This is a genomic window from Pseudonocardia sp. DxW, from assembly GCF_058448985.1.
The window spans coordinates 83,612-109,168 of the sequence record NZ_JBZFLK010000007.1; the positions used below are offsets into that span (position 1 = coordinate 83,612).

Here is a 25,557-nt window from a genome sequence, read left to right on the forward strand (position 1 = left end):
ACCGACGTCCGGCGCGTTCGCGGAGGGGGCACGGCGATGAGGGCAGGAGTCACGACGGCGCTCACGGCGGTGCTGGCGGCGGGGCGGCGGCCCGGACCGGGCACCGGCACGGCGGCGACCGTCCCACGGCTCGCCCGGTGGCCGGTCGGCCTGATCGCGGGTGCGGTCGCCGCGGTGCACCTGGTCGCGGGGTCGCTCGGGCGCGGCTACTGGTTCGACGAGGCGCTGATGCTCGCCCTCGGCCGGCACCATCTCGACTGGGGATCGGCCGACCAGCCGCCCGGGGCACCGCTGCTCGCCCGGCTCGCCGACACCGTCGCCCCCGGATCGATCGCGGTGCTGCGGATCGTGCCGTCGCTGGCGACCGCGGCCGCCGTCGTCGTCGCTGCGCTGATCGCCCGCGAGCTGGGCGGCGACCGGCGCGCGCAGACGCTCACCGCGCTCGCCCAGGCCACCGGGATCTGGGTGACGCTGGCCGGGCACTGGCTGACGCCCTACACCCTGGAACCGCTCGGCTGGCTGGTCCTGGTCTGGCTGGTGGTGCGCTGGATGCGGGTGCGCGACGACCGGCTGCTGCTCGCGCTGGGGCCGGTCCTCGGGCTGTCCGGGCAGGTCAAGTTCCAGGTGCTGCTGTTCGCGGTGGTGCTGCTGCTCGCGGTGCTCGCCGTCGGCCCGCGCGACCTGCTGGGCAGGCCGGCGCTGTGGGTGTCCGCCGCCGTCGCCACCGTGATCGTGGCGCCCACCCTGCTCTGGCAGGCCGCGCACGGCTGGCCGCAGCTGCGGATGGGAGCGGTGGTCACCGCCGAGGCCGAGGCGCTCTACGGCGGCCGGCCGGGTGTCGCGCTGGGCCTGCTGTGGATGGCCGGGGTGACCGGGCTGGTGCTCGTCGTCGCCGGGCTGGTGTTCGCCGTGCGCGATCCCCGGCTGCGCCGCTACGGGTTCCTGGCGCTGACCTTCGGCGCGCTGTGGCTGCTGTTCGTGATCATGGCGGGCCGCCCGTACTACCTGGGCGGGCTGCACGGCGCGCTCGCCGCGCTGGGCGCCGTGGGCTTCCAGCACCGGCGGGAGTCCGGGCACCGGCGCTGGTCCTGGACGGTGTGGCCGGGCGCGGTGCTGTCGGTGCTGGCCGCCGCGGTCACCGTGCCGGTCTCCGCACAGCTCGCCGCACCGGGGATCCAGGACGGCGTGATCGCCGCCGTCCGGCAGGTGTGGACGGAGATGCCCGCCGAGCAGCGGGACCGGACGGTGGTCGTCGCCGAGTCCTACATCTGGGCGGCCTTCCTGGACACCGCGCCGCCGGGAACCGGCCTCCCGCCGGTCGTCAGCGGGAGCCGCAGCTACGGCTACCTCGATCCGCCGCCGGACGACCGGGACAGCGTGATCTTCGTCGGGGAGCACCCGGAGACGATCGCGCCGGCGATCACCGGGCTGCACCGGGCCGGGGTTTCGGACACCGGGGACACGCTGCTGCCGCCGGGCAGCCCGGGCATCCCGGTGTGGACCGGCTCCGGCCTGGCTCGCCCCTGGTCGCAGGTGTGGCCGGAGCTGCGGACGCTGGACGTCGGCTGATCATCGCCTGGTGGTGGACCGGTGCCGGCGGTGGCACCGATCCGCCACGAAGCGGCGAGCACCGGTGCGGCGTAGCGTCGTCCGGGTGCCCGAGGGAGACACCGTGTACCTGGCCGGGAAGCGGATGCACGCGGCGCTGGCCGGGCACGAGCTGGTCCGCGGGGAGCTGCGGCACCCGCGGCTGGTGGAGCACGATCTCGCCGGGCTGACCGTCGCCGGTGTCGTCCCGGTCGGCAAGCACCTGTTCACCCGGCTCGACGACGGCCGCAGCCTGCACAGCCACTTCCGGATGGACGGGTCCTGGCACCTGTACCGGCCGGGGATGCGCTGGCAGCGCGCGGCGCACCAGGCGCGCGCGGTGCTGGAGACCGCGGACCGGGTCGCCGTCGGGTTCGCGCTGCACGACCTGGAACTCCTCCCGACCGCCGACGAGCACACCCTGGTCGGGCATCTCGGCCCGGACCTGCTCGACCCGGACTGGGCCGGCGGGCACGACGCCGAGGCGCTGCGCAGGCTCACCGCCCGCGGGGACCACGAGCTGGGCCTCGCCCTGCTCGAGCAGCGGGTGATGGCCGGGCTGGGGAACCTCTACCGCAACGAGGTCTGCTTCCTGCTGGGCGTGACGCCGTGGGTGCCGGTGCGCGAGGTCCCCGACCTGCCGGGGGTGGTCGCGCTGTCCCGGCGGCTGCTGTCGTCCAACAAGGACCGGCCGGAGCAGACGACCACCGGTTCGCTCGCCGCGGGCGAGGCGCACTGGGTGTTCGAGCGCCCCGGGCGGCCGTGCCGCCGGTGCCGCGCCCGGATCCGCACCGCCGAGCAGGGCCGGCCGCCCTACGCCCGGGTCACCTACTGGTGCCCGCGCTGCCAGCACGGCCCCTCCCCGTACCGCGCCCGCCGCTGACCCCGCGGATCACACCCCTTCGCGTCGGTTCGCACCTGTCGCAGCAGGTGCGGACCGACGCGAACGGGTGCGGTCTCCCCGGACGTGCGAACGCCCCGCCACCCGGGACCGGGGGCGGGGCGTCGGCTGCTGCGGCTCAGGCGGTGCCGGGCTGGTTCTGCTGCTGGGTGGGGTTGGGCTGCTGGGCCGGCGCCGGCGACGACGGCAGCTGCTGCGTGGTGTGCTCGCCCTGACCGACCTGCGGTGCCTGCTCCCCGGCGATCGGCGCCCCGGACATCGACGCCCGGATCTGCTCCAGCCGGGACGCGCCCGCCATGTCGGTGGTCGACTGCTGGACCTCCAGCATCCGGCCCTGCACCGAGTTCTGGGCCAGCTCCGCCGAGCCGAGCGCGTTCGCGTACCGCTTCTCGATCTTGTCGCGGACCTCGTCCAGCGACGGCGCGTTGCGCGGCGCGGACAGCTCGCTCATCTGGCGCAGCGAGTTCGCCGCCTGCTCCTGCATCTTCGCCTGCTCGAGCTGGCTGAGCAGCTTCGTCCGCTCGGCGATCTTCTGCTGCAGCACCATCGAGTTCCGCTCGACGGCCTGCTTGGCCTGCTCGGCGGCACCGATCGACTGGTCGTGCAGGGTCTTGAGGTCCTCGACGCCCTGCTCGGCCGTCACCAGCTGGGTGGCGAACGTCTGCGCCGACTGCTCGTACTGCTGGGCCTTCTGCTCGTCGCCCTGGGACCGCGCCTGGTCGGCCAGGACCAGCGCCTGCTTGGCCGAGGACTGCAGCTTCTCGATCTCCCCGAGCTGCCGGTTCAGCTTCATCTCCAGCTGACGCTGGTTGCCGATCACCGCCGCGGCCTGCTGGGACAGCTGCTGGTGCTGCCGCTGGGCGTCCTCGATGGCCTGCTGGATCTGCACCTTCGGGTCCGCGTACTCGTCGACCTTCGACGAGAACAGGGCCATCAGATAGCTCCAGGCCTTGGTGAATCCGTTGGCCATCTCTCCGCCTACCTCCGGGTGGGGCTCGCTCACGACCGTGCCCGCTCCGCGGCGGGCGCACCGGACCGTGCCGACCCCGCGTTCCCCCCGGCGGTCGGCACTGGCGCTCCGGCCCTCTCCATCCTGGCACCGCTGCCAGTACGCGCGCACCCTACCGTGACGAGCCGGTGGTCACGCGGCGGATCATGCCGCCGAGGCGACCGGCCCCCCGGACGACGCCGGGACTGCCGGGCCCGCACCGGGCCGCCCGGCGAGGCGCAGCTCGGCGTGTCGCTGCCCGATCGGGACCAGCACCTCGTCGGCGGCGCGGGTGCCGGCACGCAGGTCCGTGCTCATCTCGCGGACCACCGACGCCAGCAGATCGGCGACGGTGATCCCGAGGGCCTCGCAGATCGCCGCCAGCAGCTCGCTGGAGGGCTCCTTGCGGCCGCGCTCGACCTCGGAGAGGTAACCGAGGCTGACCCGAGCGCCCCGGGAGATGTCGCGCAGCGTGCGCCTGCGCGCGGTCCGCGCGCGTCGCAGACCACTGCCGATCGCTTCCCGAAGCAGCATGTGCCCTCCTCGACTCGGCCCGGGCGGCACCGCGATGCCGGGGCCCGGTGCGAATCACCGTACCGACTCTCCGGCCCCGGCGGCGCGGCCGAACCCGGGTGTCCGTGTCCGCCCACGGCGAACACCGTCCTCCAGCACAACGCCGGACGGCCCGGCGGTAGTCCCGCCCGGTCAGGCGGGACTACCGCCGGGGGCCCGGACCGTCTTCACCACGTAGTCGACGCCGGTCGCCACGGTGAGCGCGAGCGCCACCACCAGCACCGTCCACTGCACGCCCAGCACGGCGCCCAGCGCGTCCGGGAACAGCAGCGGCAGCGGCAGCAGGAACAGCCCGATCGCGAACGTCTGCGCGACCGTCTTCGCTTTCCCGCCCCGGCTGGCCGGGATGACCCCGCGCCGCCGGATCACCAGGAACCGCAGCACCGTGATGCCGATCTCCCGGCCCAGGATCACGATCGTCACCCACCAGGGGACGATGCCGAGCATCGACAGCCCGACCAGCGCGGCCCCGGTGAGCGCCTTGTCGGCGATCGGATCGGCGAGCGCCCCGAACCAGGTGACCAGGCCGCGGCTGCGGGCCAGCTGGCCGTCCAGCCGGTCGGTCAGCGCCGCCACCACGAACACGGTGAACGCGGTCATCCGCCAGAACGTGTCCTCGCCGCCCTCGACGAGCAGCGCCGCCACGAACACCGGGACCAGCAGCAGGCGCAGGCAGGTCAGGGCGTTCGCGATGTTCAGCAGCGGCGCCTGACCACCGACCGGGACGGTGCCACCGGTCGGCTGCGGGGAGCTCATCCGGTCCCTGCCGCGACCGCCGTGGCCGCGTCGGCGGGGGCGTCGGCGGGGAGCAGCTCCACCGCCTCGACGAGCAGGTCGACGCCCTCGGTGTCGAGCACCCGGCAGCGCACCAGGTCGCCCGGCCGCAGCGAGCCGGGTTCCGGGCCGTCGTCGTCGGCGGCGGCCACCACGTAGGACTCGCCGTCGGCGTCCGGGCCCTGGTGCGCGGCCCGCCCGGCGATCTCCGGCTCGTCGTCGTCCGGGCCGTCGGACCGCTCGATCAGCAGCACGACCTCGGACCCGATCCGCTCCTCCGCCCGCTGCACCATCAGCTCGTCGGCCAGCTCGGAGATCCGGGCGACCCGGGCCTGCACCTGCGCCGGGTCGAGCTTGCCGTCGTAGCCCTCGGCCTCGGTGCCGTCCTCGTCGGAGTAGCCGAACACGCCGACCGCGTCCAGCCGGGCGCCGACCAGGAACGCCTCCAGCTCGGCCAGGTCGTCCTCGGTCTCCCCGGGGAACCCGACGATCACGTTCGACCGGATCCCGGCCTCCGGCGCGAGCGCCCGGATCCGCTCGCACAGGTCCAGGAAGTCGGTGCGCGACCCGAACCGGCGCATCCGGCGCAGCACCGGCGCGCTGGCGTGCTGGAACGAGAGATCGAAGTACGGCGCGATGCCGGGCGTCGTCGCGATCGCGGCTATCAGGTCCGGGCGCATCTCGGCCGGCTGCAGGTAGGACACCCGGACCCGGCTGATCCCCTCGATCGCGCCCAGCCGGGGCAGCAGGTCGACCAGCGCGCGGGTCCCGCCGGGCAGGTCCTTGCCGTAGGACGTCGAGTTCTCGCTGACCAGCACCAGCTCGCGGACGCCGTCGCCGGCCAGCCACGCCGCCTCGCCGAGCACGTCGGCGGGCGGGCGGGACACGAAGCTGCCGCGGAACGACGGGATCGCGCAGAACGCGCAGCGCCGGTCGCAGCCCGACGCCAGCTTCAGCGACGCGACCGGGCCACCGGTGAGCCGGGTGCGGCCGAGGCCGGCGGCGGTGATGTCGGGCAACCAGTCGTGGCCTGGCACCGACACGTCGGTGCTGGCGGCCGGGCGCTCCACCGGCGAGATCGGCAGCAGGGTGCGCCGGTCGACCGGGACGTGCGGGGCGGGCGCGTGCCCGCCGAGCACGTCGGAGAGCCGCTCGGCGAGCTCGGGATAGGCGTCGAACCCGAGGACCGCGTCCGCCTCCGGCAGGTCGGCGGCCAGCTCGGCGCCGTACCGCTCGGCCAGGCAGCCGACCGCGACCACCTTCGCGCCGGCCGGGCGGGCCACGTCGGAGGCCGCGAGCACGGTGTCGATCGAATCCTTCTTCGCCTGCTCGACGAACCCGCAGGTGTTGACGAGGATGACGTCGGGCGATCCGCCCTCGGCGTCCACCAGTTCCCAGCCGGACCCGACCAGCCGGCCGGCGAGCTCCTCGGAGTCGACCTCGTTGCGCGCGCAGCCCAGCGTCAGCAGGGCGGCACGCCGGGGTGCGTTCTCGGGGGAAGCCACGGCCTCCAGGGTAGACGGCGGGGGCGGCGGCCCCCGGCCCGGCGTCCCCGCCGTCTAGGCTCGTCGTCCGTGCCCGACGCACCAGAGCCCCCGCTGCCCGATCCCGGCCCGACCGTGACCGTCCGGCGGGCCCGCACCCCGGACGTCCGGGTGATCCGCGAGCTGGTCGACGAGTACGCCGGCCGGGTGCTGCTGGCCAAGGAGACGGTCACCCTCTACGAGGCGGTCCCCGAGTTCCTGGTCGCCGAGCTGGACGGGAAGGTCGTCGGCTGCGGGGCGCTGCACGTGCTCTGGGAGGACCTCGGCGAGATCCGCACGGTGGCCGTGTCGCCGTCGGTGCTCGGCCGCGGGGTCGGCCACCGGATCGTCGACGCGCTGATCGACGGCGCCCGCGAGCTCGGCCTGCGCCGGCTGTTCGTGCTCACCTTCGAGAAGCAGTTCTTCGCCCGGCACGGGTTCGCCGAGATCGACGGGACCCCGGTGTCGGCGGAGGTGTTCGCCGCGATGCTGCGCTCCTACGACGCCGGCGTCGCCGAGTTCCTCGATCTCGCGCACGTCAAGCCGAACACCCTGGGCAACGTGCGGATGCTGCTGACCTTGTGAGCCCGCGCCGGCTCCGGCGACACTGGGGTGCATGGCGGAACGGGCCGGGGCCGGGCGGTGGCGCACCTCGGCCGCGTTGCGCCCGCTGGTCACGGAGATCTGGGCGTGGCGCACGGCGGCCGGCCCGCCCGGCACCCACCAGGGCGTCGCCGGCGGGCACCTGACCGTGACCCTCTGCGTCGACGGCGCCGTCGAGCTGCTGCGCAAGCCCGATCCCGGACGCGGGCCGGGCCGGTTCACCGCGTCCGCGGCCGGCCTGCACAGCGTGCCCGCGGTGATCGCCACCGGCGCCCCGCAGGCCGGGCTGCAGCTGGCGCTGACCTGGCGTGGCGCCCGCGTCCTGCTCGGCGTGCCCGCCGCGGAGCTGGCCGGCGACGTCGTCGACCTCGCCGACCTCTGGCCGGGCGTCGGGTCGCTGCTCGACCGGCTGCACGCGGTCCCGACCTGGGCCGGCCGGTGCGCCCTGCTCGACGAGCACCTGTGCCGGATCGCCGACCGGCGGGCCGCCGGGTCCGGGCCGCCCGCCGAGATCGGCCGGGCCTGGGACCGGCTGGTCGCCACCGGCGGCACGGCCCGGGTCGCCGAGCTCGCCGCCGACGTCGGCTGGTCGCCCCGGCACCTCGGCGAGCGGCTGCGCCGCGAGACCGGTCTGGGCACCAAGACCGCGGCCCGGGTGATCCGCTTCGAACGGGCCTGCTCGCTGCTGCGCCGGACCGACCGGCCCGCCCTCGCCGACGTCGCGGCCGTCTGCGGGTTCGCCGACCAGCAGCACCTGGCCCGGGAGTTCCGGGCGCTCGCCGGGACGACCGCCGGCGCCTGGCTGGCGGAGCATCCGGACGGGCTCGCGGTCAGCCCTGTCTGATCGCCTGCACGTCGAGCTCGATCTCGATCGTCGAGCCCACCACCGGCAGCCCCTTCGCGATCATCTGCTGCCAGTTCAGGGTGAAGTGCTCGCGGTGCAGCTGGGTGGTCGCCACCGCGCCGACCCGGTCGCCGTTCCACTCGGCCGAGCCGAGGAACGTGGTGTCCAGCGAGACGTCGCTGGTCAGGCCGTGCAGCGTGAGGTCGCCGTCGACGGTCCAACGGTTCCCGCCCCGCTGCACGAACCGCACGCTGGAGAAGCGCAGCTCCGGGAACCGGTCGACGTCGAGGAAGTCCGGCGAGCGCAGGTGGGTGTCCCGGGCCTCGACGTTGGTGTCCACGCTGGCCGCGTCGATGACGACGTCGACCGAGGACTCCTCGAACGGCTCGGCGATCCGGATCTGGCCGTGGAACCGGTTGAACCGGCCGTACACCTTGGACAGCCCGATGTGCCGGGCCACGAACCGGACCGAGCTGTGGTCGCTGTCGATCAGGAACACGCCGGGCGCCGGCGGGCGCAGCGCCGGGTCCTCGCCGAGCACCATCGCGCCCATGTCGGCGTGCGAGCCCCAGGACACCTCGACGACGTCGGCCATCGGCTGGTAGCCGCCCGCCTCGACCCGGACCCGGTACCGGCCCGGCATCAGCGAGGCCGCGTAGCGGCCGAACGGGTCGGTCTCCAGGTGCGCGACCCGGCGGTCGCCGGCGTCGACCACCGAGACCTCGCTGCCGGGCAGCGCGCCGCCCTGGGCGTCCCGGACCTGGCCGGAGAGCACGCCGCCGGTGAGCGGGATCGGGACGAGCGCGTGCCGGTCGGTCGTCCCCCGAGCCGGACGACGACGGTCCTTCTTCCTCCAGAACACCGGAAGACCTCCTCCGCCCGTGCGGGCACCGATGACGTACGGGCCCCGGACGGCGGCCTCGTCAGCCACTTTGACACGTTCGTGACCGTCCCGTTAACCACCCTGCCGCGAAAGAGTGGTTACGCTTGGTATTCGTCACAGCACCGTCCGGCAGAAGATCGCCACGCTGCGTTCAACTCGTCACTCGTCGTCGTCGTTGACCTCGGCACCGTCCGCGGTCCCGCCGCCGCGGATCAGGTACAGCGCGTTCTCCAGCTCGTCCGGCTTGACGAGCACGTCGCGGGCCTTCGAGCCCTCGGAGGGGCCGACGATGTTGCGGGTCTCCAGCAGGTCCATCAGCCGGCCCGCCTTGGCGAACCCGACCCGCAGCTTGCGCTGCAGCATCGACGTCGAGCCGAACTGCGAGGTGACGATCAGCTCGGTGGCCTGCAGCAGCAGGTCGAGATCGTCGCCGATGTCGGCGTCGATCTCCTTCTTCTCGCCGGCCTTCTGTGCGGTGACGCCCTCGGTGTAGCTCGGCTCCGCCTGCTCCTTGGTGAACGCGACGACCTTGGCGATCTCGTCGTCGTCGACGAACGCGCCCTGCATCCGGACCGGCTTCCCGGCGCCCATCGGCAGGTAGAGCGAGTCGCCCATGCCGATCAGCTTCTCGGCGCCCGGCTGGTCCAGGATGACCCGCGAGTCGGTCAGCGACGACGTCGCGAACGCCAGCCGGGACGGCACGTTCGTCTTGATCAGGCCGGTGACCACGTCCACCGACGGCCGCTGGGTCGCCAGGATCAGGTGGATCCCGGCGGCGCGGGCCTTCTGGGTGATCCGGACGATCGCGTCCTCGACGTCGCGCGGCGCCGTCATCATGAGGTCGGCGAGCTCGTCGACGATGCACATGATGTAGGGGTAGGGCCGGTACACCCGCTCCGAGCCGGGCGGCGCGGTGATCTCGCCGGAGCGCACCTTGCGGTTGAAGTCGTCGACGTGCCGGACCCGGTTGGCCTGCATGTCCTGGTAGCGCTGCTCCATCTCCTCGACCAGCCAGGCGAGCGCGGCCGCCGCCTTCTTCGGCTGGGTGATGATGGGCGTGATCAGGTGCGGGATGCCCTCGTAGGGGGTCAGCTCGACCATCTTCGGGTCGATCAGGATCATCCGGACCTCGTCCGGCGTGGCCCGGCTCAGCAGCGACACCAGCATCGAGTTGACGAAGCTGGACTTGCCGGAGCCGGTCGAGCCCGCGACCAGCAGGTGCGGCATCTTCGCCAGGTTCGCCACCAGGTAGTGGCCCTCGATGTCCTTGCCGAGGCCGATGCCCATCGGGTGCTGCTCGTTGCGGGCGCTGGTGGACCGCAGCACGTCGCCGAGCCGGACCATCTCCCGGTCGGTGTTGGGCACCTCGATGCCGACCGCGGACTTGCCGGGGATCGGCGCCAGCAGCCGGACGTTGTCGTTGGCGACCGCGTAGGCCAGGTTGCGCTGCAGCTGGGTGATCTTCTCGACCTTCACCGCCGGGCCGAGCTCGATCTCGTAGCGGGTCACCGTCGGGCCGCGGGTGAAGCCGGTGACCTGGGCGTCGATGTTGAACTGGTCCAGCACGCCGGTGATCGCCTCGATCATGGCGTCGTTCGCGGAGCTGCGGGACTTCGGCGGCGGGCCCGCCTCCAGCACGTCCGCGGGCGGCAGCACGTACTCGGACTCGCCGACCGGCTCGCGGATCGCCATCGAGAGCTGCTCGCCCTCGGTCGGCGGCGCCTCCTCGGCGGGCGGGGTCTCCACGACGGGACGGCGGGGCGCCTTCTTCGCGGCCGGTGCGGGCGGGACGTCGGCGGGCGGGCCGGGCACGTCGGCGTCCACCGGGGCGGGTGCGTGCTCGCCGTCCTCGACCCGGAACGCGTCCGCCTCGCTGGCCTGCTGCCTGCGGCGGGCGGGCCGGCGGCGGGCCGGCTTCGCGCCGTCGAGATCGGCCTCGGCAACGGCGTCGGCGACCGTGCGCGGCCTGGCCGCCCCGCCCTCCGCGGTCTCCCCGTCGGTCTCCTCGTCCTCGGGCGGCAGCTGCCCGGTGAGCCTGCGGAACCGGTCGGGCAGCTCGCGGACCGGGATCCCGGTGACCAGCAGCAGCGCGTACAGGGTGAGCAGGACGAGCACCGGCACCGCCGTCCACACGGTCAGCCCGGCCTCCAGCGGGGTGCCCGCGACGTAGCCGATCGCGCCGCCGGCGCCGCGCCAGGCGTCCGGTTCGGCGGGCCCGCCGCGGGCCAGGTGCACCAGGCCGAGCACGCCGAGCGCGAGCAGCAGGCTCCCGGCGACGATCCGGGGCCGGGCCTCCGGGTGCGCCGGCGTCGTCACGAGGACCACGCCGACCCCCAGCAGGATCAGCGGGAGCAGCACCGACGTGACACCGATGACGGCCTGCACGACGAAGGTGAACCAGTAGCCGACCGAGCCGCCGGCCTGCCACCACAGCCCGGCGGCGGCGATCACCGCGAGCACCAGCATCGCGAACCCGAGACCGTCCCGGCGGTGCGCCGGATCGATGTCGCGGGTGCGGCCGACGGCCCGCCCGGAGGCGCGGAAGGTCTTCGCCACGCCCCGGCCGACCGCGTCGATCGACCGGTCGATCAGGTCGGGGCCCTGGCGCCTGGCCGGGGCCCGGCGGGTGGCCGGCTTGCGGCGGGCGGACGAGCGCGAGCCGGACCGCCCCGAGCCACGGCCCGCAGCCGCTGCCGTGCTGGTCCTGCCCGTGCCGGTACGTCCTGCCATGTCACCCACGGTAGCCCGTCACGATGATCGAACCGGGGACCGACGCGGGGGTCCGGGCGTCCCGGCGACCACGCACCCACTTCCGTGGGCTCCGTCGCCCGGGCGATGCGGCCCGGCTCCCGAGCGGAGCCTCCGGCGTCCGATGCGCGTCCGTGGGACCGGCCGGACGGCCGGCGGGTCGTGGAGCTGTTCCCGGCACCGGCAGCACCGTGGCCGAGGAGCGCACGCCAGGGCCGCCGGTAGCACCGAGCGACCGCACACCGTCCGAACTCCGGACCCTGCCGGCGCGCACCGGTTCCGATCGAGCTCCGCGACGAGGACGAGATGATCGGCGAGGTCGTCTCCGCACGTCACCCACAGGGCGCCGACCAGCGGGGTGTCCGTCACCGTCCCGGTCCCGTCGCCGCCGGGGTGGTGGAATCGCCGTGCATCGCTGCCCCCTCGGTCGGTCCGTCCGGTCCCGATGTCAATCGGAGCAGCCGGCCCTGGTCACTCGACAGGTGGCAACAGACCGGCCGACGTTGTTGCCACCCGCCCGGCGCCATTCGGCTGCGCGGCGCCATGACCGGCCAGGATCCGCCCGCAGCAGGAACGGGATCGCTACGATCCGACGCTCGGCAGCCATATCGAGCGGAGAGCGTGCATGCACGAGCATCCCGAGGACGGGCTCGCTCACGCCATCCGAGCCGCACGCCGCAGCGCACGGATCTCGCAGGCCGAGCTGGCGAACCTCGCCGGGCTCTCCCGTGAGTACGTTTCCCGATCCGAACGCCCTCAGCCGGGCTGGCCTCGCACGAACTCGTGTCCGCGATCGACGTCGCGCTCGGGTGCGGTGGTGATCTCGTCGCCCTCCGGGCACGGCTGCACGCCGACCGGGTGGCACGCCGCCGCGCCCCGGCCGAGGGTACGGAAGGGGTGGCCGCCGATGTGGCGCCCGGAGGTGACCGGATCACCGACCCGGACACGGTCGAGCCCGGTTCGGCCGGCAGCGAGCTCATCGCGATCCAGCACGCTGCCCGGGTGACCCGGCCGGACCCGGCGTTGTCCGCGACGGTCGCCCTGGTCGGGCGCATCGATGCGGCGCTTGCCCGGTACCGATCGGGCGGCGACCGCCACCGGCTGCTCCGCTCCGGCGCGCTCGCCGCCGAGTACGCCGGTTTCGTGTGTCGAGATGCGGGCCTCGCCACCCGATGTCTCTTCTGGCACGACCGGGCGATGGAGTACGCACTGCGTGCCGGCGACGCGCCGAGCCAGGCGTTCGTCCTGCTTCGGAAGTCTCAGGCAGCCTACGACCGGCGCGACGCCCATCGGCTGGCAGACCTCGCCCGTGCGGCAGGACGTGTGGCGGGCGCCGCGACACCGTCGCTGCGGGCCGAGATCGTCCAGCAGCGGGCCCGCGGCGAGGCGATGCTGGGTGCCGACATCGACCGGGTCCGCAGCTGCTCGACCGGGCGGCCCGCCTGCGGACGACCGAGCTGCACGCCCCGGACGTCGCGCCCGGGCAGACGCTGTTCGACATCCAGGTCGCGCTGTGCTGGAGCGAGTCGGGACGGCCACGGCAGGCCGTACAACGCTTCCGCGAGGTCGACACACACGGCATGAGCACTCGGGACAGGGCCTACGTCTCGATCCTGTCGGCGCGGTCCCTGGCCCTGTCCGGAGAGCCCGACGAGGCGGCGGCGATCACGACGGCTGCGCTTCCGCTCGCTGCTGCGGCCGGCTCGCGCCGCAGCGTGCTCGAGGCGTGCGGTGCACTGACGGCGCTGAAGCCGTGGCGCTCACGGCAACCTGTGAGCGAGCTGGCCCGGGCCGTGCGCTCGGCGCAGGAGCTACTCGACCACTGACCAGGCCGCGATGCGCGCAGTGACCTCGGCCTGCCAGGACCGGGTCCTCGGATCCGCGTAGCCGGGGTCGTCGGGCGCGGCGATGCCGTGCTGGGCGCCGTCCAGCTCCACGAGTTCGTGCAGGCAGGTCAGGGTCCGGACCGCCCGGCGGGAGGACTCGATCGGGATGAACGTGTCGGCGGTGCCGTGCACGATCAGGGTCGGCACGGAGACCCTCGGCAGCTCCGCCCGGACGTCCCACCAGAAGACCTCGTTGAGCAGCGCCGGCCCGAGCCGGAAGGTCGGCGAATGCGCCAGGTAGCCGTTCTCCCGCAGCGACCTGGCGCCGACGTCACCGAGACGATCGGCATGCCACTCCGGCTTCTGGTCGACGAACCGGTCCTTGTAGTCGAGCAGCGGGTTGAGCAGGACCAGCCGGTCGACCCGGTCCGGCCGGCGAGCCGCGAACACGGCGCAGACACCGCCGGAGAAGCTCGCCCCCACCACCCCGACCCGGTCGACGGGCAACCGGCCGGCCAGTTCGTCCGCTGCCGCCGACACGTCGTTGCCCACCCCGCCGCCGTGCACGAGGACGACTCCCCGGCGCGCACCCGGCGGAGCCACCAGGTCCCCGACCAGCCGGGTCCCGTCGAGCGAACGGAAGGTGCGGTGCACGCCGTGCCGCCCTCCCCGCTCGCCGGACCCGGCCGGGACCGCTCAGACCGCGATGACCGTCGGCACGATCATCGGCCGGCGCCGGTAGGTGTCGGCCACCCAGCGCCCGACGACCCGGCGCACGCCCTGGGCGATCCGGTGCGGATCGCCGACGCCCTCGTTCTCCAGCCGGGACAGCTCGTCCTCGACCAGCGGCTGGGCGGCGTCGAGTGCCTTGGGGTCGTCGGAGAACCCGCGGCCGGACAGCGTCGGGCGGGACAGCGCGCGCCCGGTCTTCTGGTCGATCGCGACGGTGATCGCGATGAACCCGCCCTCGCCGAGGGTGAGCCGGTCGCCCAGCGTCGTCTCGCCGATGTCGCCGACGGCGAGACCGTCGACGTAGACCTGGCCGACCTCGACCCGCCCGGTGATCGCCGCGCGGCCGTCCACCAGGTCGACGACGACGCCGTTCTCGGCGATCACCACCGACTCCTCGGGCACGCCGGTCTTCACCGCCAGCGCGGCGTTGGCGCGCAGGTGCCGCCACTCGCCGTGCACCGGCATCACGTTCGACGGGCGCACCGCGTTGTAGAGGAACAGCAGCTCGCCGGCCGGGGCGTGCCCGGAGACGTGCACCTTCGCGTTGCCCTGGTGGACGACGGTCGCGCCGAGCCGGGTCAGGCCGTTGATGACGCCGAACACCGCGGTCTCGTTGCCCGGGATCAGCGAGCTGGCCAGGATGATCGTGTCGTCCGGCCGGATCGTGATGCTGCGGTGGTCGCCGCGGGCCATCCGGGACAGCGCCGCGAGCGGCTCGCCCTGCGATCCGGTGGAGACGAGCACCAGCTTCTCGTCGGGCAGCCGCATGGCCTCGTCGGTGTCGACGAGCAGGCCGTCCGGGATGTTGAGCAGCGAGTGCTCGTCGGCCAGCCCCATGTTGCGGACCATCGAGCGGCCGGTCAGGCAGACCTTGCGGCCGTGCGCGTGCGCCGCGTCGAGCACCTGCTGGACGCGGTGCACGTGGCTGGCGAAGCAGGCCAGGATGATCCGGGACGGGGCCCGGCGCACCAGGTCGGCGATCACCGGCCCGATCTCGGCCTCCGGCGTCACGAAGCCCGGCACCTCGGCGTTGGTGGAGTCGACCAGGAACAGGTCGACGCCCTCCTCGCCGAGCCGGGAGAACCCGGCCAGGTCGGTCAGCCGCCCGTCCAGCGGGAGCTGGTCGAGCTTGATGTCGCCGGTGTGCAGCAGCAGCCCGGCGGGCGTCCGGATGGCGACCGCGATGGCGTCCGGGATGGAGTGGTTGACCGCGAAGTACTCGCAGTCCCAGTTGCCGTGCCGGATCCGGTCGCCCTCCTTGACCTCCCGCAGGTGCGGGGTCAGGCGGTGCTCCTTGCACTTGGCGGCGACCAGGGCGAGCGTGAACCGGGAGCCGACGACCGGCAGATCGGGCCGCAGCCGGAGCAGCCACGGGACGGCACCGATGTGGTCCTCGTGGCCGTGCGTCAGCACCAGGGCGTCGATGTCGTCGAGGCGGTCCTCGATGGCCCGGAAGTCGGGCAGGATCAGGTCGACGCCGGGCGAGTCGTCGGACGGGAACAGCACCCCGCAGTCGACGACGAGCAGCCGGCCCTCGTACTCGAAGACGGTCATGTTCCGGCCGACCTCGCCGATGCCGCCGAGGGCGAACGTGCGCAGGCCGCCCTTGGCCAGCGCCGGTGGCGCCGCGACCGGCAGCTCGGGCCGGTCGATCTTCTCGGGCGGGGCGCTCAGGGACCGCCCGGGGCGGTTCCGGCGGTCGTTGCGCTGGGGACTCACAGGGTTTCGTGCCTCACAGGATCGGGTGTGTACTCGGGTGACGTCTCGGGTCGGCGCCCACTCAGCGGTGGTACGCGACCTCGGCGCCGATGTCGGTGGCGGTGCGCCCGCCGAGTGCGCCGTGCCCCGGCTGGTAGGCCGTGCTGCCGGGCCGGGACTGCGGGTCGAGGGCGACGCCGGCGACGGCCAGGTCACCGGCGATCGCGGCGACCTGCTCCTCGGTCGCCGGCGGCAGCGGGAGCCGGGTGTCGCCGACGTCGATGCCGCGCAGCCGCAGCGCCGTCTTGGCGAACACCGCGCCGCCGACCCGGCCCATCGCGCGGATCACCGGGAGCATCGCGTAGTGCAGCGCGCGGGCCCGCTGGTGCTCGCCCGCGTGGTAGGCGTCGATCATCGCGCGGAGCCGGTCGGCGACGACGTGCCCGATCACGCTGACGAACCCGACGCCGCCGACCGACAGCCACGGCAGGTTCACCGGGTCGTCGCCGGAGTAGTACGCCAGCGTGGTCGTGGCGAGCACCTCGGTGCCGACCCGCAGGTCGTTGCGGGCGTCCTTGACGGCCACGATACGCGGGTGCTGGGCGAGCCGCTGGAAGGTCTCGACGTCGATCCCGATCACGCTGCGCGGCGGGATGTCGTAGAGCATCACCGGCAGCTCGGAGGCGTCGGCGACGGCGGTGAAGTGCGCGAGCAGGCCCTCCTGCGGCGGCCGCGAGTAGTACGGCGTCACCACCAGCAGGCCGTGCGCGCCGGCCCGCTCGGCGCCGCGGGCCAGCTCGATCGAGTGCGCGGTGTCGTAGGTGCCCGCCCCGCTGACGATCGTCGCCCGGTCCCCCACCGCCGCGACGACGGCGCGGATCAGCTCGGACTTCTCCTTGTCCGACGTCGTCGGCCCCTCGCCGGTGGTGCCGTTGACGACCAGCCCGTCGTTGCCGAGGTCCACCAGATGGGTGGCCAGCTCCTCGGCCTTCGCCAGGTCGAGCTCCCCGTCGGCGTCGAACGGCGTCACCATCGCGGTGAGGACCTCACCGAACGGGCGACGGGGCGGGTGCTGCCCCGCGGGGGTCGTCTGGGAAGCGGACTCCATGGGGGTTGACGGTACCGGGTTGCGGGCTCACATCCCGCGGGGCGCGGCCCGGTAGCTCTCGACGTCGGCCGGCAGTCCCTCCAGCTCGACCCGGGCGGCGTCCCGGCCGAACGCGTGCAGCACCAGCTCGGCGGGCTCGCCGACCACCGTCACCAGGCCGTACCCGGTGGCGACGACCTGCTGGGCGCCCTCGGGACGGCGCAGCACGACGCCGACCGGGCTGCGCCGGAACAGCAGCCTCGACTGCGCGGCGAGCAGCGTCCACAGCTGGCCGTCCAGCTCGGGAGCGGCCGGGCGCGGCTCCCAGCCGGGCTCGCCGCGGCGCAGGTCCTCGTGGTGCACGAAGAACTCGGCGCCGTTGGCGATCTCGTCGACCTTGCCGACCCGGAACGGCGACCAGGCGGGCGGGCCCTTGCGCAGGTCGTCGATCATGTTCGGCCAGGCCTCGCCCGCGTAGGCGGCCATCGCCCGGTCGGTGACCGAGGACAGAGCGGGCACCACGATGCCCGCGGCGTTCCACGGCTGCCGCTCCCGGACCAGCAGGTGGGTGAGCAGGTCGCGGGCGTTCCAGCCCTCGCAGAGGGTGGGGCGGTCCGGTCCGGATCGCTCGAACTCGGCGCAGATGGCGGCACGTTCGTCGGTCGCGAGGCTCACCGCACCCACCGTAGTCCGCGCCGGCCCCGGCCGCCGTCCGGCCGGGGCCGCGCGCCGAGCGGCGGACCAACGGCCGAACGGTCGACAGATGGATAGTCCGCCGACACGGTTTTGTAGCCAGTGATACAGATCGCACCCGGGCGGGTCCGCATACTCCCCGCAACCCGAACGGCGGACGCCCGGCTCGTCCCGTGTCAGCCGGTCCCCAACGGAGAGGACCCCACCCGTGACACACGCTGCCACCTCGCAGCCACCACCGAAGTCGATGCGCAAGATCGCGCTGGCCAGCATGACCGGCACGGTCATCGAGTTCTACGACTTCTTCATCTACGGCACGGCCGCGGCGCTGGTGTTCAACCAGGTCTTCTTCCCCGAGCTCGGGGCCGCCGCGGGCACCGCGCTGGCGCTCGCGACGTTCGGCGTCGCGTTCGTCGCCCGCCCGTTCGGCTCGATCCTGTTCGGGCACTTCGGCGACCGGCTCGGCCGCAAGGGCACGCTGGTCACGACGCTGCTGCTGATGGGCTTCTCGACGCTGGCCATCGGCCTGCTGCCGACCACCGGGATGATCGGCGTGCTGGCGCCGATCCTGCTGGTCGTGCTGCGCATCCTGCAGGGTCTGGCGGTCGGCGGCGAGTGGGCCGGGGCGACCCTGCTCACCGCCGAGAACGCGCCCACCAAGGCCCGCGGTAAGTACGCGCTCTACCCGCAGCTCGGACCGTCGGTGGCGTTCGCACTGGCGTCGGCCACCTTCCTGATCACCGCGCTGACCATGAGCAACGAGTCCTTCGTCGCCTGGGGCTGGCGGATCCCGTTCATCGGGTCGGTGCTGCTGGTCGGCATCGGGCTCTACGTCCGGCTCGCGCTGGAGGAGACCTCCACCTTCAAGGACTCCAAGTCCGCCACCACCAGCAGGAAGCTGCCGATCACCGAGGTGTTCACCAGCCGTCCGGCCGCGGTGTTCCTCGGCGCCGGCTCGACCACCGCGGTCTTCGCGTTCTTCTACATCGGCGTCACCTACCTGACCAGCTACGGCACCCAGCAGATCGGGCTGGACCGGCCGACCGTGCTGGCCATGGGTATCATCGGCGGCACCGTGTTCGCCCTGACGACGATCACCTCGGCGATCCTGTCCGACCGGGTCGGCAGGCGGAAGATGGTGGTGATCGGCAACGTCGCCTCGGTGGCCGCCGGGCTCATCGTCTTCCCGATCATCGACATCGGGACGGCGTGGTCGTTCGGGGTCGGCATCTCGATCGTGCTGGGCGTGGTCGGCATCGCCTACGGCCCGATCGGCGCCCAGCTGCCGGAGCTGTTCCCGACCCGCTTCCGCTACACCGGCGCCGGGATCGCCTACAACCTCGCCGGGGTACTCGGCGGCGGCGTGGTGCCGCTGGTCGCGGCGGCCGTCGTGCCGCTCTACGGCAGCCTCGCGATCGGCCTGCTGCTGGCCTCGGTGTCGCTGCTGAGCCTGGGCTGCACGCTCGCACTCCCGCACACCGACGCCGACTCCTTCAGCAACCAGGACGCCAGCCTGACCCCGGCCTGACCCGTACCGCCGCACCCGCACGGCCCGTTACCCACTTCGGTGGGTAACGGGCCGTGCCTCGGCTTCCCCCGCACTCGGGCACCCGGCTACCGTCCGGGCGATCGCGCGGGAGCGACAGCCGGTCGCACCCCGTCACGGACGGAGGTGGGGACGCGTGGCCGTGGATGCGGTGAGCAGTGCGGAGCCGCGGGCGCTGCCCGTGGATCCCGGCCCCGACGATCCGCCGGTGTCGCCGTTCCTCAGCGCGCCGATGACCGATCTGACCGAGCGGATCTCCGCCCTGGGCACCGCCCGCCGCTACGCCCGCGGCGAGCACGTCTACCGGCAGGGCGAGCTGTCCACCCGGTTCCATCTCGTGCTGTCCGGCCGGGTGCGGATCTACCTGCACCGGCCGGACGGCACCGAACGCTCGCTGGCCTACGCCGAGACCGGCGCCACCCTCGGCGAGGCTGCCAGCGTCGACGGGCGCCCGCGGCATCTCGCCGCCACCTGCACCCAGCACTCGCAGATCGTCTCGGTGACCCGGGACGCGCTGCTCGCCGCCGCCCGCACCGATCCGGAGCTGCTACTGGAGATCACCCGGCGGATCGCCTACAAGCAGCGGGTGATGCAGCTGCACGTGCTGATCGAGGGCCTGCCCGCCCGGGAGCGGGTGATCCTGCTGCTCGGGCACCTGGTCGAGGCCTACGGCGAGGTCGCGCTGGACACCACCACCCGGCTGTCCATCCGGCCCGCCGTCGACGAGCTGGCCCTGCTGGTCGGGCTGACCAGGGTCACCATGAGCCGGGAGCTGTCCCGGCTGATCGCCGAGGGGCTGGTCGGCAAGGAGGGCCGCGGGATCATCGTGCGGGACCTGCCCGACCTGCGGCGCCGGGTGCACGCGGTGCTGGCGTGACCGGGCCGGTCAGCCCTCGCTGACCAGCGGGCTGGACGCGATCTCGGTGCCGTCCTCGAGCTTCTGGATCTCGAAGTCGGCGAACACGTTGGCCACCTCGCGCTGCAGCTGGCGCAGGCACTCCACGGCGAGCTGACGGATCTCGACATCGGCGTGCTCGGAGGCGCGCATTGCGATGAAGTGCCGCCAGGCGCGGTAGTTGCCGGTGACCACGATCCGGGTCTCGGTCGCGTTCGGCAGCACCGAGCGGGCGGCCTGCCGGGCCTGCTTGCGCCGCAGGGTCCCGTTCGGGACGTCGGCGAAGCGCTTCTCCAGGCCCTCGAGAAGCTTCTCGTAGGACTCCAGGGCGTTCGCCGACGCCTGCAGGAACAGCTCGTGCAGCTCCGGGTCGTCGGCGATGACGTCCGGCTCGACCATCGCAGCGTCCCGCTCCGGGACGTAGCGCTGGGACAGCTGGGAGTAGGAGAAGTGCCGGTGCCGGATCAGCTCGTGGGTGAGCGAACGGGAGATCCCGGTCAGGTAGAAGCTGACCGAGCCGTGCTCTAGCACGGAGAGGTGCCCGACCTCGAGGATGTGCCGGATGTAGCCGGCGTTGGTCGCGGTCCGCGGGTTCGGCTTGCCCCAGGACTGGTAGCAGGCCCGGCCGGCGAACTCGGCGAGGGCCTGGCCGCCGTCGGCGTCGGTGGACCACGGCACGTCCGCCGGCGGGAGGAACTCGGTCTTCGCCACCAGCTGCACGCTGGGCGGGACGGTCTGCGGCGCGGTCTCCGACATGTCCTGGAGGGTAACCACCGCCGCCCCGTGACGTCATCGGTGACAGCAACTCCTCGACACGACATCACCGATGACGCCATAGTGGTGTCATGGACCTCACGCCGTACGTCGCGCAGCTGCGCGACGATCTCGCCGCCGCCGCGGCAGCGGGTGACGAGCAGACCCGCCGCACGGCGGCGCTGCTCGGCTCCGCGATCGAGCCCGCGGCCCGCCTGGCGATCATGAACGCACTCTCCGACCTCGCCTCGGAGGCGACCGTCGCACTCGGCGACCGCTCCGTGGAGGTCCGGCTGCACGGGCGGGAGGTGCGGGTGTCGGTGTCCGGCGCGCCGGACGCTCCGGCCGGGCCGGGTGCGCCGGGCGGGACCGGCCCGGAGGGCCCGGCCTCCTTCCCGTTCGCCGGCGACGCCGGTGACATCAGCCGGGTCACGCTGCGGATCGTCGAGCAGATCAAGGCGCAGGCCGAGCAGGCCGCGCAGTCGCAGGGCGTCTCGCTCAACACCTGGGTCTCCCAGGCGGTGCAGGGCGCGCTCGCCGGCGCCGAGGGCCGGGCCCGCGGGCGCGACCCGCGGGACGGCCGCAATCTCCGAGGATGGGTGCAGGGATGACCGACGAGCAGAACCTGACGGATCCGGACGCCGGCGACACCCGCCGCGAACGCTGGGACAGCGCGGGCCCGGCCGAACTGGAGATCGGCATCGGTGGCGGGCGGGTCCGCGTCGACCTGGTCGAGGACGCGTCCGAGGTCACCGTCGAGGTCACCACGGACCGGGGCGCCGCGCCCTGGTCGGGCGGGCTCGGCGGGTTGCTCGACTGGATCGGCTCGTCGATGGGCGGGAACCCCCCGGCGAGTGGTGCCGGCTGGTCCGGGCGCGGGTTCGACCCGATCGTCGGTGCGCCGTGGGAGCGTTCCGGCGATCCGTCCGCCGACGCGCTCGCCGCCGTGACGATCGAGTGGTCCGACGCGGGCCGCCGGCTGGTGGTGCGTGGGCCGGAGGAGCCGGCGCTGAGCGCGGTCCCGCTGATCGTGACGGTGTCCGCCCCGGCCGCGTCGCGACCCGCCGTGCGCACCGGCGCCGCGGGCGTCGAGATCGACGGGCGGGCGTCCTGGGCGGCGGTGCGCACCGGCTCCGGCTCCGCCCGGGTCGCCGAGGTGACCGGCGACGCCGACATCACCACCGGCGCCGGCGGGATCGATCTCGGCTCGTGCGGCGGGCGGGCGCAGCTGCGCACCGGCAGCGGCGAGATCGAGGCCGGATCGATCGGCGGGCCGTCCCGGGCGCGCACCGGCAGCGGCGACATCCGGATCGGCGAGCTCACCGGGGACCTGGAGGTGCGCAGCGGCTCCGGTGACGTGGTGATCGCCGACGCGGTGTCCGGCGACGTCCGGCTGAGCACCGGTTCGGGCAACGTGCGGGTCGGCGTGCACTCCGGCGTCGCCGCCGAGCTCGACCTGTCCACCGGGTCCGGGCGGGCGCGCAGCGAGCTGGAGGTGCACGACGGCGCGCCGGGCGAGCGGGCGGTCCGGCTCTCCGGGCGCACCGGCAGCGGGGACGTGCTGGTCACCCGGGCCGCGACGATCACCGCCTGATCCGGCGGGCACCTCCGGCACGGCACGATTGCGCGACGACAGCTAGCCTCCCCCACTCGACCGGACGGCCGACCTGGGGGGCCCGTTGAGCGCAACACAGCAGGAGACTCCGACCCGTCTCGCCCGGGCACTGGGCGTGGTGGAACGGGTCGGAAACCGGTTGCCGGACCCGGTCATCCTGTTCGTGGTGCTGTCCGTGCTGCTCGCCGGGCTGTCCGCGGTGCTGTCCGCGGCCGGGCTCAGCGCGCAGGTCCCCGGCCAGGACGAGATCACCCCGGTCCGCAGCCTGCTCACCGGTGAGGGGCTGCGGTTCGCCCTCACCGAGGCGGTGACGAACTTCGTCGAGTTCCCGCCGCTGGGGACGATCATCGCGGTGCTGCTGGGGATCGCCATCGCCGACCGCAGCGGGTTGCTGCCGACGCTGCTGCGGGTGACCGTGCTGCGGGCGCCGCGGCGGCTCATCACGCCGGCCCTGATGTTCGCGGGCGTCTGCGGCTCGATCGCCTCCGACGCCGCCTACATCGTGCTGATCCCGCTGGGCGCCATGGTGTTCCGCACGGTCGGCCGCAGCCCGGCGGTCGGCGCGGTCGCGGCCTTCGTGTCGGTCGGGGCGGGCTACGACGCCAGCATCTTCGTCACCGCCACCGACGTCCTGCTCGCCGGGATCACCAACTCGGCGGCAGCGATCGTCGACCCGTCGATCCAGCTCACGGCGCTGTCGAACTACTGGTTCAACACGGTCAGCGCGGTGCTGGTCGCGCTGGCCGCGGCGGTCGTCGTCGACCGGGTCGTGGAGCCGTCGACGCGGCGCGGCGGGGCCGGCCACACCGGCGGCTCGGACACCAGCGGCACCGCCGGTTCCGACGCCACCGGCTCAGCCGGTTCCGACACCACCGGCACCGCCGGCACCGGCACCGGCACCGGCACCGCAGCGGACCCGGCCCGCCCCCGGACGTCCACCGGGCCGACCGGCGAGCCGGTGCCCGATCCCGATCTCGCCGCGCAGGAGGCCGAGGAGGCCCGCGCCGCCGAGGTGACCGCCGAGCAGCTGCGCGGGCTGCGCGACGCCGGCCTGACCCTGCTCGGGCTGCTCGCGTTCTACGCCGCGATCTGGTTCCCGGCGGGCTCGCCGCTGCGCGAGCCGGAGACCGGCACCCTGGTGCCGTCGCCGTTCCTCGACGGCATCGCGGTCGTGCTGCTGCTGACCTTCCTCGTCGTCGGCATCGTCTACGGGCTCCGGGTCGGGACCATCCGGACACCGGCCGACGTGCCCCGCCTGATGCGCGAGGGACTCACCGACATCGTGCCGATCCTGGTGCTGTTCTTCGTGATCGCCCAGTTCCTCGCCTGGTTCACCTGGAGCGGCATCGGCCAGTGGATCGCCGTGTCCGGGGCCGAGGTGCTCCAGTCGCTGGGCGTGCCGGCGCCGGTGCTGCTGTTCCTGACCGTCGTCATGGTGTTCGTGCTCGGCCTGGTGATCACCTCCGGGTCGGCGCAGTGGTCGCTGCTCGCCCCGGTGCTCGTCCCGATGCTGCTGCTGGTGGGGATCGACGCCGACCAGACGATGGCGGCGTTCCGGATCGGCGACTCGGTGGCGAACTCGCTGACCCCGATGAGCCCGTACTTCGCGGTGGCGCTCGGGTTCCTGCAGCGCTACCGGCGCGACGCGGGCATCGGCACGCTGATCTCGATGACGCTGCCGATCTGCGCGGCGATGTTCGTGGTGTGGACGGCGCTGTTCCTGGTCTGGATCTCGCTCGGCATCCCGCTCGGGGTCTGATCAGCCGGCCCGCACCGCCGACCGGAGCGCGGCGGCGAGGTTGCCCCGCTCCCCCACCTCGACGCCGTCGAGCCCGAGCCAGCAGGCCATCGCCGCCAGCTCGGCGGCGAGCTCGGCCGCGATCCGGGCCTGCGGGACGCCGGCCTCCGGCTCGGCGAACGCACCGGGCACGCGCAGCACCCCGGCGACCCGGTCGGCCTTGAGATCGACCCGGCCGACCAGCGCGCCGTCGAGCAGGAACGGGAAGACGTAGTAGCCGTACTCCCGCTTCGCCTCGGGCACGTAGATCTCGATCCGGTAGCGGAAGCCGAAGATCCGCTCGGCTCGGCCGCGCTCCCACACCAGCGGATCGAACGGGCTCAGCAGCGCCCGGCCGGGCACGGTGCGCGGGACCGTCGCCGACGGGCTCCGGTAGGCCGGCTTCGCCCAGCCCCGGACCGCCACCGGCTCCAGCTCCCCCGCGTCGACCAGCTCCGCGATCGCGGTGCGGGTGCGTTCCGGGCCCAGCCGGTAGTAGTCGCGCAGGTCGGTCTCGGTGCCGACGCCGAGCGCCGCGGCGGACTTCGCGACGAGCCTGCGGGCGGCCTCGGCCGGGTCCGGCGGCGGGGCGGCGATCACCTCCGCCGGGAGCACCCGCTCGGGCAGGTCGTAGCGGCGCTCGAAGTGCCGGCGGGTGCCGACGGCCAGCTCGCCGATCGCGAACAGGTACTCGCACACCTGCTTCACCTCGGACCGCTCCCACCAGGTGGCGCCGGGCGGGCGGGGCCGGACGTCACCGGCCCGCCCCTCCGGCGCGAGCGCCTTCTCGATCGCGCCGGCCCCGATCGGCCCGCACCCGGCGACCACGTCCCGGATGTCCCCGGCCAGCGACGGATACCGCTCCAGCAGCGGCGCGTAGTGCTTCCACCAGCGACGGGGCAGCGTCTCGTGGCCGAGCAGCGGCCAGTCGGCGACCGGGACCAGGCTCGCCTCGTGCGCCCACGTCTCGGTGAGCAGCCGGGGCCTGCGGGCCGACGGGGACCAGGCAGCGTCGTCGAGCAGCGCGGGCGGGTAGTGGCCGAGCCTGCTGAACAGCGGCATGTAGTGCGAGCGCACCGCCACGTTCACCGAGTCCAGCTGCAGCAGCTTGATCCGGTCCAGCACCCGCTGCAGGTGCCGCCGGGTGACCGGCCCGGACGGCCGGGGGTCGGTGAACCCCTGGGCCGCGAGAAAGGTCCGCCGGGCCACGTCCGCCGAGATCGTCCGCACGGCGCCGATGCTGCCACGGCCCCCCGACAGTTCCGGTGCGGCCGCCCGGCAAGCGGTTCCGATGCGGCCGCCCGGCAGGTTCCGATGCGGCCGCCCGGCGACCGATGATCCTCCGTCCGGCACCGAAAGGGTCGCTGGGCGACCGTTCCGGTTCCCGATACGCGATCACCCGCGGGAGGGGCCGGGGTCGGCCGGGGTCGGGCTCGGTCGCCGCACCCCGGGAGCGACGCCGCACCAGCTCGAAGTGGTGCGGCGACCGAGCCAGGGTGCGGCGACGGAGC

General features: G+C 73.9%; 23 protein-coding genes. 10 read left to right on the forward strand and 13 right to left on the reverse strand.

Features of this window, described 5'->3' with window-relative positions:
- Positions 1–36: 36 nt before the first annotated feature.
- Positions 37–1,569, forward strand: a complete 1,533-nt coding sequence (locus ACVJO7_RS12775) for a glycosyltransferase family 39 protein (RefSeq protein ID WP_491673046.1) — start codon at positions 37–39, stop codon at positions 1,567–1,569.
- An 85-nt stretch (positions 1,570–1,654) separates the two neighbouring features.
- A complete protein-coding gene (locus ACVJO7_RS12780; RefSeq protein WP_491673047.1) occupies positions 1,655–2,470 on the forward strand; it encodes a DNA-formamidopyrimidine glycosylase family protein in 816 nt (271 codons plus the stop codon).
- A 136-nt stretch (positions 2,471–2,606) separates the two neighbouring features.
- On the opposite strand, the gene ACVJO7_RS12785 is transcribed toward ACVJO7_RS12780, so the two are convergent.
- The 4 genes from ACVJO7_RS12785 to ACVJO7_RS12800 form a co-directional block, all read right to left on the reverse strand.
- Positions 2,607–3,458 (reverse strand): PspA/IM30 family protein, encoded by an 852-nt coding sequence (locus ACVJO7_RS12785; RefSeq protein WP_425563676.1) that lies wholly within the window; start codon positions 3,456–3,458, stop codon positions 2,607–2,609.
- Positions 3,459–3,641: 183 nt separating this feature from the next.
- The gene (locus tag ACVJO7_RS12790) at positions 3,642–4,010 is read right to left on the reverse strand and encodes a helix-turn-helix domain-containing protein (RefSeq protein WP_344028208.1); all 369 of its coding nucleotides are present in this window, start codon (positions 4,008–4,010) and stop codon (positions 3,642–3,644) included.
- Between the two features lie 171 nt (positions 4,011–4,181).
- Positions 4,182–4,805 (reverse strand): CDP-diacylglycerol--glycerol-3-phosphate 3-phosphatidyltransferase, encoded by a 624-nt coding sequence (gene pgsA, locus ACVJO7_RS12795; protein WP_491673048.1) that lies wholly within the window; start codon positions 4,803–4,805, stop codon positions 4,182–4,184.
- Complete coding sequence (locus ACVJO7_RS12800) at positions 4,802–6,328, reverse strand: MiaB/RimO family radical SAM methylthiotransferase (protein WP_491673049.1); 1,527 nt, start codon at positions 6,326–6,328, stop codon at positions 4,802–4,804. The genes pgsA and ACVJO7_RS12800 overlap by 4 nt, the downstream gene beginning before the upstream one ends.
- Before the next feature lie 69 nt (positions 6,329–6,397).
- Here ACVJO7_RS12800 and ACVJO7_RS12805 point away from each other — a divergent pair, with 69 nt between their 5' ends.
- Both ACVJO7_RS12805 and ACVJO7_RS12810 read left to right on the forward strand, forming a co-directional pair.
- Positions 6,398–6,931: an amino-acid N-acetyltransferase gene (locus ACVJO7_RS12805; RefSeq protein WP_344028217.1), complete on the forward strand. Its 534-nt coding sequence runs from the start codon at positions 6,398–6,400 to the stop codon at positions 6,929–6,931.
- Positions 6,932–6,962: 31 nt separating this feature from the next.
- Positions 6,963–7,793, forward strand: coding sequence for a helix-turn-helix domain-containing protein (locus tag ACVJO7_RS12810; RefSeq protein ID WP_491673050.1), 831 nt, complete (start codon positions 6,963–6,965; stop codon positions 7,791–7,793).
- Here ACVJO7_RS12810 and ACVJO7_RS12815 read toward each other — a convergent pair.
- From ACVJO7_RS12815 to ACVJO7_RS12825, 3 genes are all read right to left on the reverse strand, one after another.
- Positions 7,780–8,655 (reverse strand): YceI family protein, encoded by an 876-nt coding sequence (locus ACVJO7_RS12815; RefSeq protein WP_491673051.1) that lies wholly within the window; start codon positions 8,653–8,655, stop codon positions 7,780–7,782. The genes ACVJO7_RS12810 and ACVJO7_RS12815 overlap by 14 nt on opposite strands.
- A gap of 180 nt (positions 8,656–8,835) precedes the next feature.
- A complete protein-coding gene (locus ACVJO7_RS12820) occupies positions 8,836–11,406 on the reverse strand; it encodes a DNA translocase FtsK (RefSeq protein ID WP_491673052.1) in 2,571 nt (856 codons plus the stop codon).
- A gap of 774 nt (positions 11,407–12,180) precedes the next feature.
- On the reverse strand, positions 12,181–12,714 hold the full coding sequence (locus tag ACVJO7_RS12825) for a hypothetical protein (protein WP_491673053.1): 534 nt from the start codon (positions 12,712–12,714) through the stop codon (positions 12,181–12,183).
- A 290-nt stretch (positions 12,715–13,004) separates the two neighbouring features.
- Here ACVJO7_RS12825 and ACVJO7_RS12830 point away from each other — a divergent pair, with 290 nt between their 5' ends.
- A complete protein-coding gene (locus ACVJO7_RS12830) occupies positions 13,005–13,250 on the forward strand; it encodes a hypothetical protein (protein ID WP_491673054.1) in 246 nt (81 codons plus the stop codon).
- Here ACVJO7_RS12830 and ACVJO7_RS12835 read toward each other — a convergent pair.
- From ACVJO7_RS12835 to ACVJO7_RS12850, 4 genes are all read right to left on the reverse strand, one after another.
- A complete protein-coding gene (locus tag ACVJO7_RS12835; RefSeq protein ID WP_491673055.1) occupies positions 13,236–13,904 on the reverse strand; it encodes an alpha/beta hydrolase family protein in 669 nt (222 codons plus the stop codon). The two genes, ACVJO7_RS12830 and ACVJO7_RS12835, sit on opposite strands and share 15 nt — an antisense overlap.
- A gap of 42 nt (positions 13,905–13,946) precedes the next feature.
- Positions 13,947–15,656, reverse strand: a complete 1,710-nt coding sequence (locus ACVJO7_RS12840) for a ribonuclease J (RefSeq protein ID WP_491673200.1) — start codon at positions 15,654–15,656, stop codon at positions 13,947–13,949.
- A 106-nt stretch (positions 15,657–15,762) separates the two neighbouring features.
- Positions 15,763–16,788 (reverse strand): 4-hydroxy-tetrahydrodipicolinate synthase, encoded by a 1,026-nt coding sequence (dapA, locus tag ACVJO7_RS12845; protein ID WP_344028229.1) that lies wholly within the window; start codon positions 16,786–16,788, stop codon positions 15,763–15,765.
- A gap of 27 nt (positions 16,789–16,815) precedes the next feature.
- The gene (locus ACVJO7_RS12850) at positions 16,816–17,442 is read right to left on the reverse strand and encodes a TIGR03085 family metal-binding protein (protein WP_344028231.1); all 627 of its coding nucleotides are present in this window, start codon (positions 17,440–17,442) and stop codon (positions 16,816–16,818) included.
- A 226-nt stretch (positions 17,443–17,668) separates the two neighbouring features.
- On the opposite strand from ACVJO7_RS12850, the gene ACVJO7_RS12855 reads away from it, so the two are divergent.
- Both ACVJO7_RS12855 and ACVJO7_RS12860 read left to right on the forward strand, forming a co-directional pair.
- Complete coding sequence (locus tag ACVJO7_RS12855) at positions 17,669–18,988, forward strand: MFS transporter (RefSeq protein ID WP_491673056.1); 1,320 nt, start codon at positions 17,669–17,671, stop codon at positions 18,986–18,988.
- Between the two features lie 154 nt (positions 18,989–19,142).
- Positions 19,143–19,883: a Crp/Fnr family transcriptional regulator gene (locus ACVJO7_RS12860; RefSeq protein ID WP_491673057.1), complete on the forward strand. Its 741-nt coding sequence runs from the start codon at positions 19,143–19,145 to the stop codon at positions 19,881–19,883.
- A gap of 9 nt (positions 19,884–19,892) precedes the next feature.
- Here the strand turns inward: ACVJO7_RS12860 and thyX are convergent, their stop codons facing one another.
- The gene (thyX, locus tag ACVJO7_RS12865) at positions 19,893–20,657 is read right to left on the reverse strand and encodes an FAD-dependent thymidylate synthase (RefSeq protein WP_491673058.1); all 765 of its coding nucleotides are present in this window, start codon (positions 20,655–20,657) and stop codon (positions 19,893–19,895) included.
- An 89-nt stretch (positions 20,658–20,746) separates the two neighbouring features.
- Here thyX and ACVJO7_RS12870 point away from each other — a divergent pair, with 89 nt between their 5' ends.
- The 3 genes from ACVJO7_RS12870 to ACVJO7_RS12880 all read left to right on the forward strand — a co-directional run bounded on the left by ACVJO7_RS12870 (position 20,747) and on the right by ACVJO7_RS12880 (position 24,028).
- A complete protein-coding gene (locus ACVJO7_RS12870; RefSeq protein ID WP_491673059.1) occupies positions 20,747–21,265 on the forward strand; it encodes a toxin-antitoxin system HicB family antitoxin in 519 nt (172 codons plus the stop codon).
- On the forward strand, positions 21,262–22,248 hold the full coding sequence (locus ACVJO7_RS12875) for a DUF4097 family beta strand repeat-containing protein (RefSeq protein ID WP_491673060.1): 987 nt from the start codon (positions 21,262–21,264) through the stop codon (positions 22,246–22,248). Before ACVJO7_RS12870 ends, ACVJO7_RS12875 begins: the two co-directional genes overlap by 4 nt.
- A gap of 85 nt (positions 22,249–22,333) precedes the next feature.
- Complete coding sequence (locus tag ACVJO7_RS12880) at positions 22,334–24,028, forward strand: AbgT family transporter (RefSeq protein ID WP_491673061.1); 1,695 nt, start codon at positions 22,334–22,336, stop codon at positions 24,026–24,028.
- Here ACVJO7_RS12880 and ACVJO7_RS12885 read toward each other — a convergent pair whose 3' ends face one another.
- Positions 24,029–25,276, reverse strand: coding sequence for a winged helix-turn-helix domain-containing protein (locus tag ACVJO7_RS12885; RefSeq protein ID WP_491673062.1), 1,248 nt, complete (start codon positions 25,274–25,276; stop codon positions 24,029–24,031). It lies immediately after the preceding gene.
- Positions 25,277–25,557: the final 281 nt, after the last annotated feature.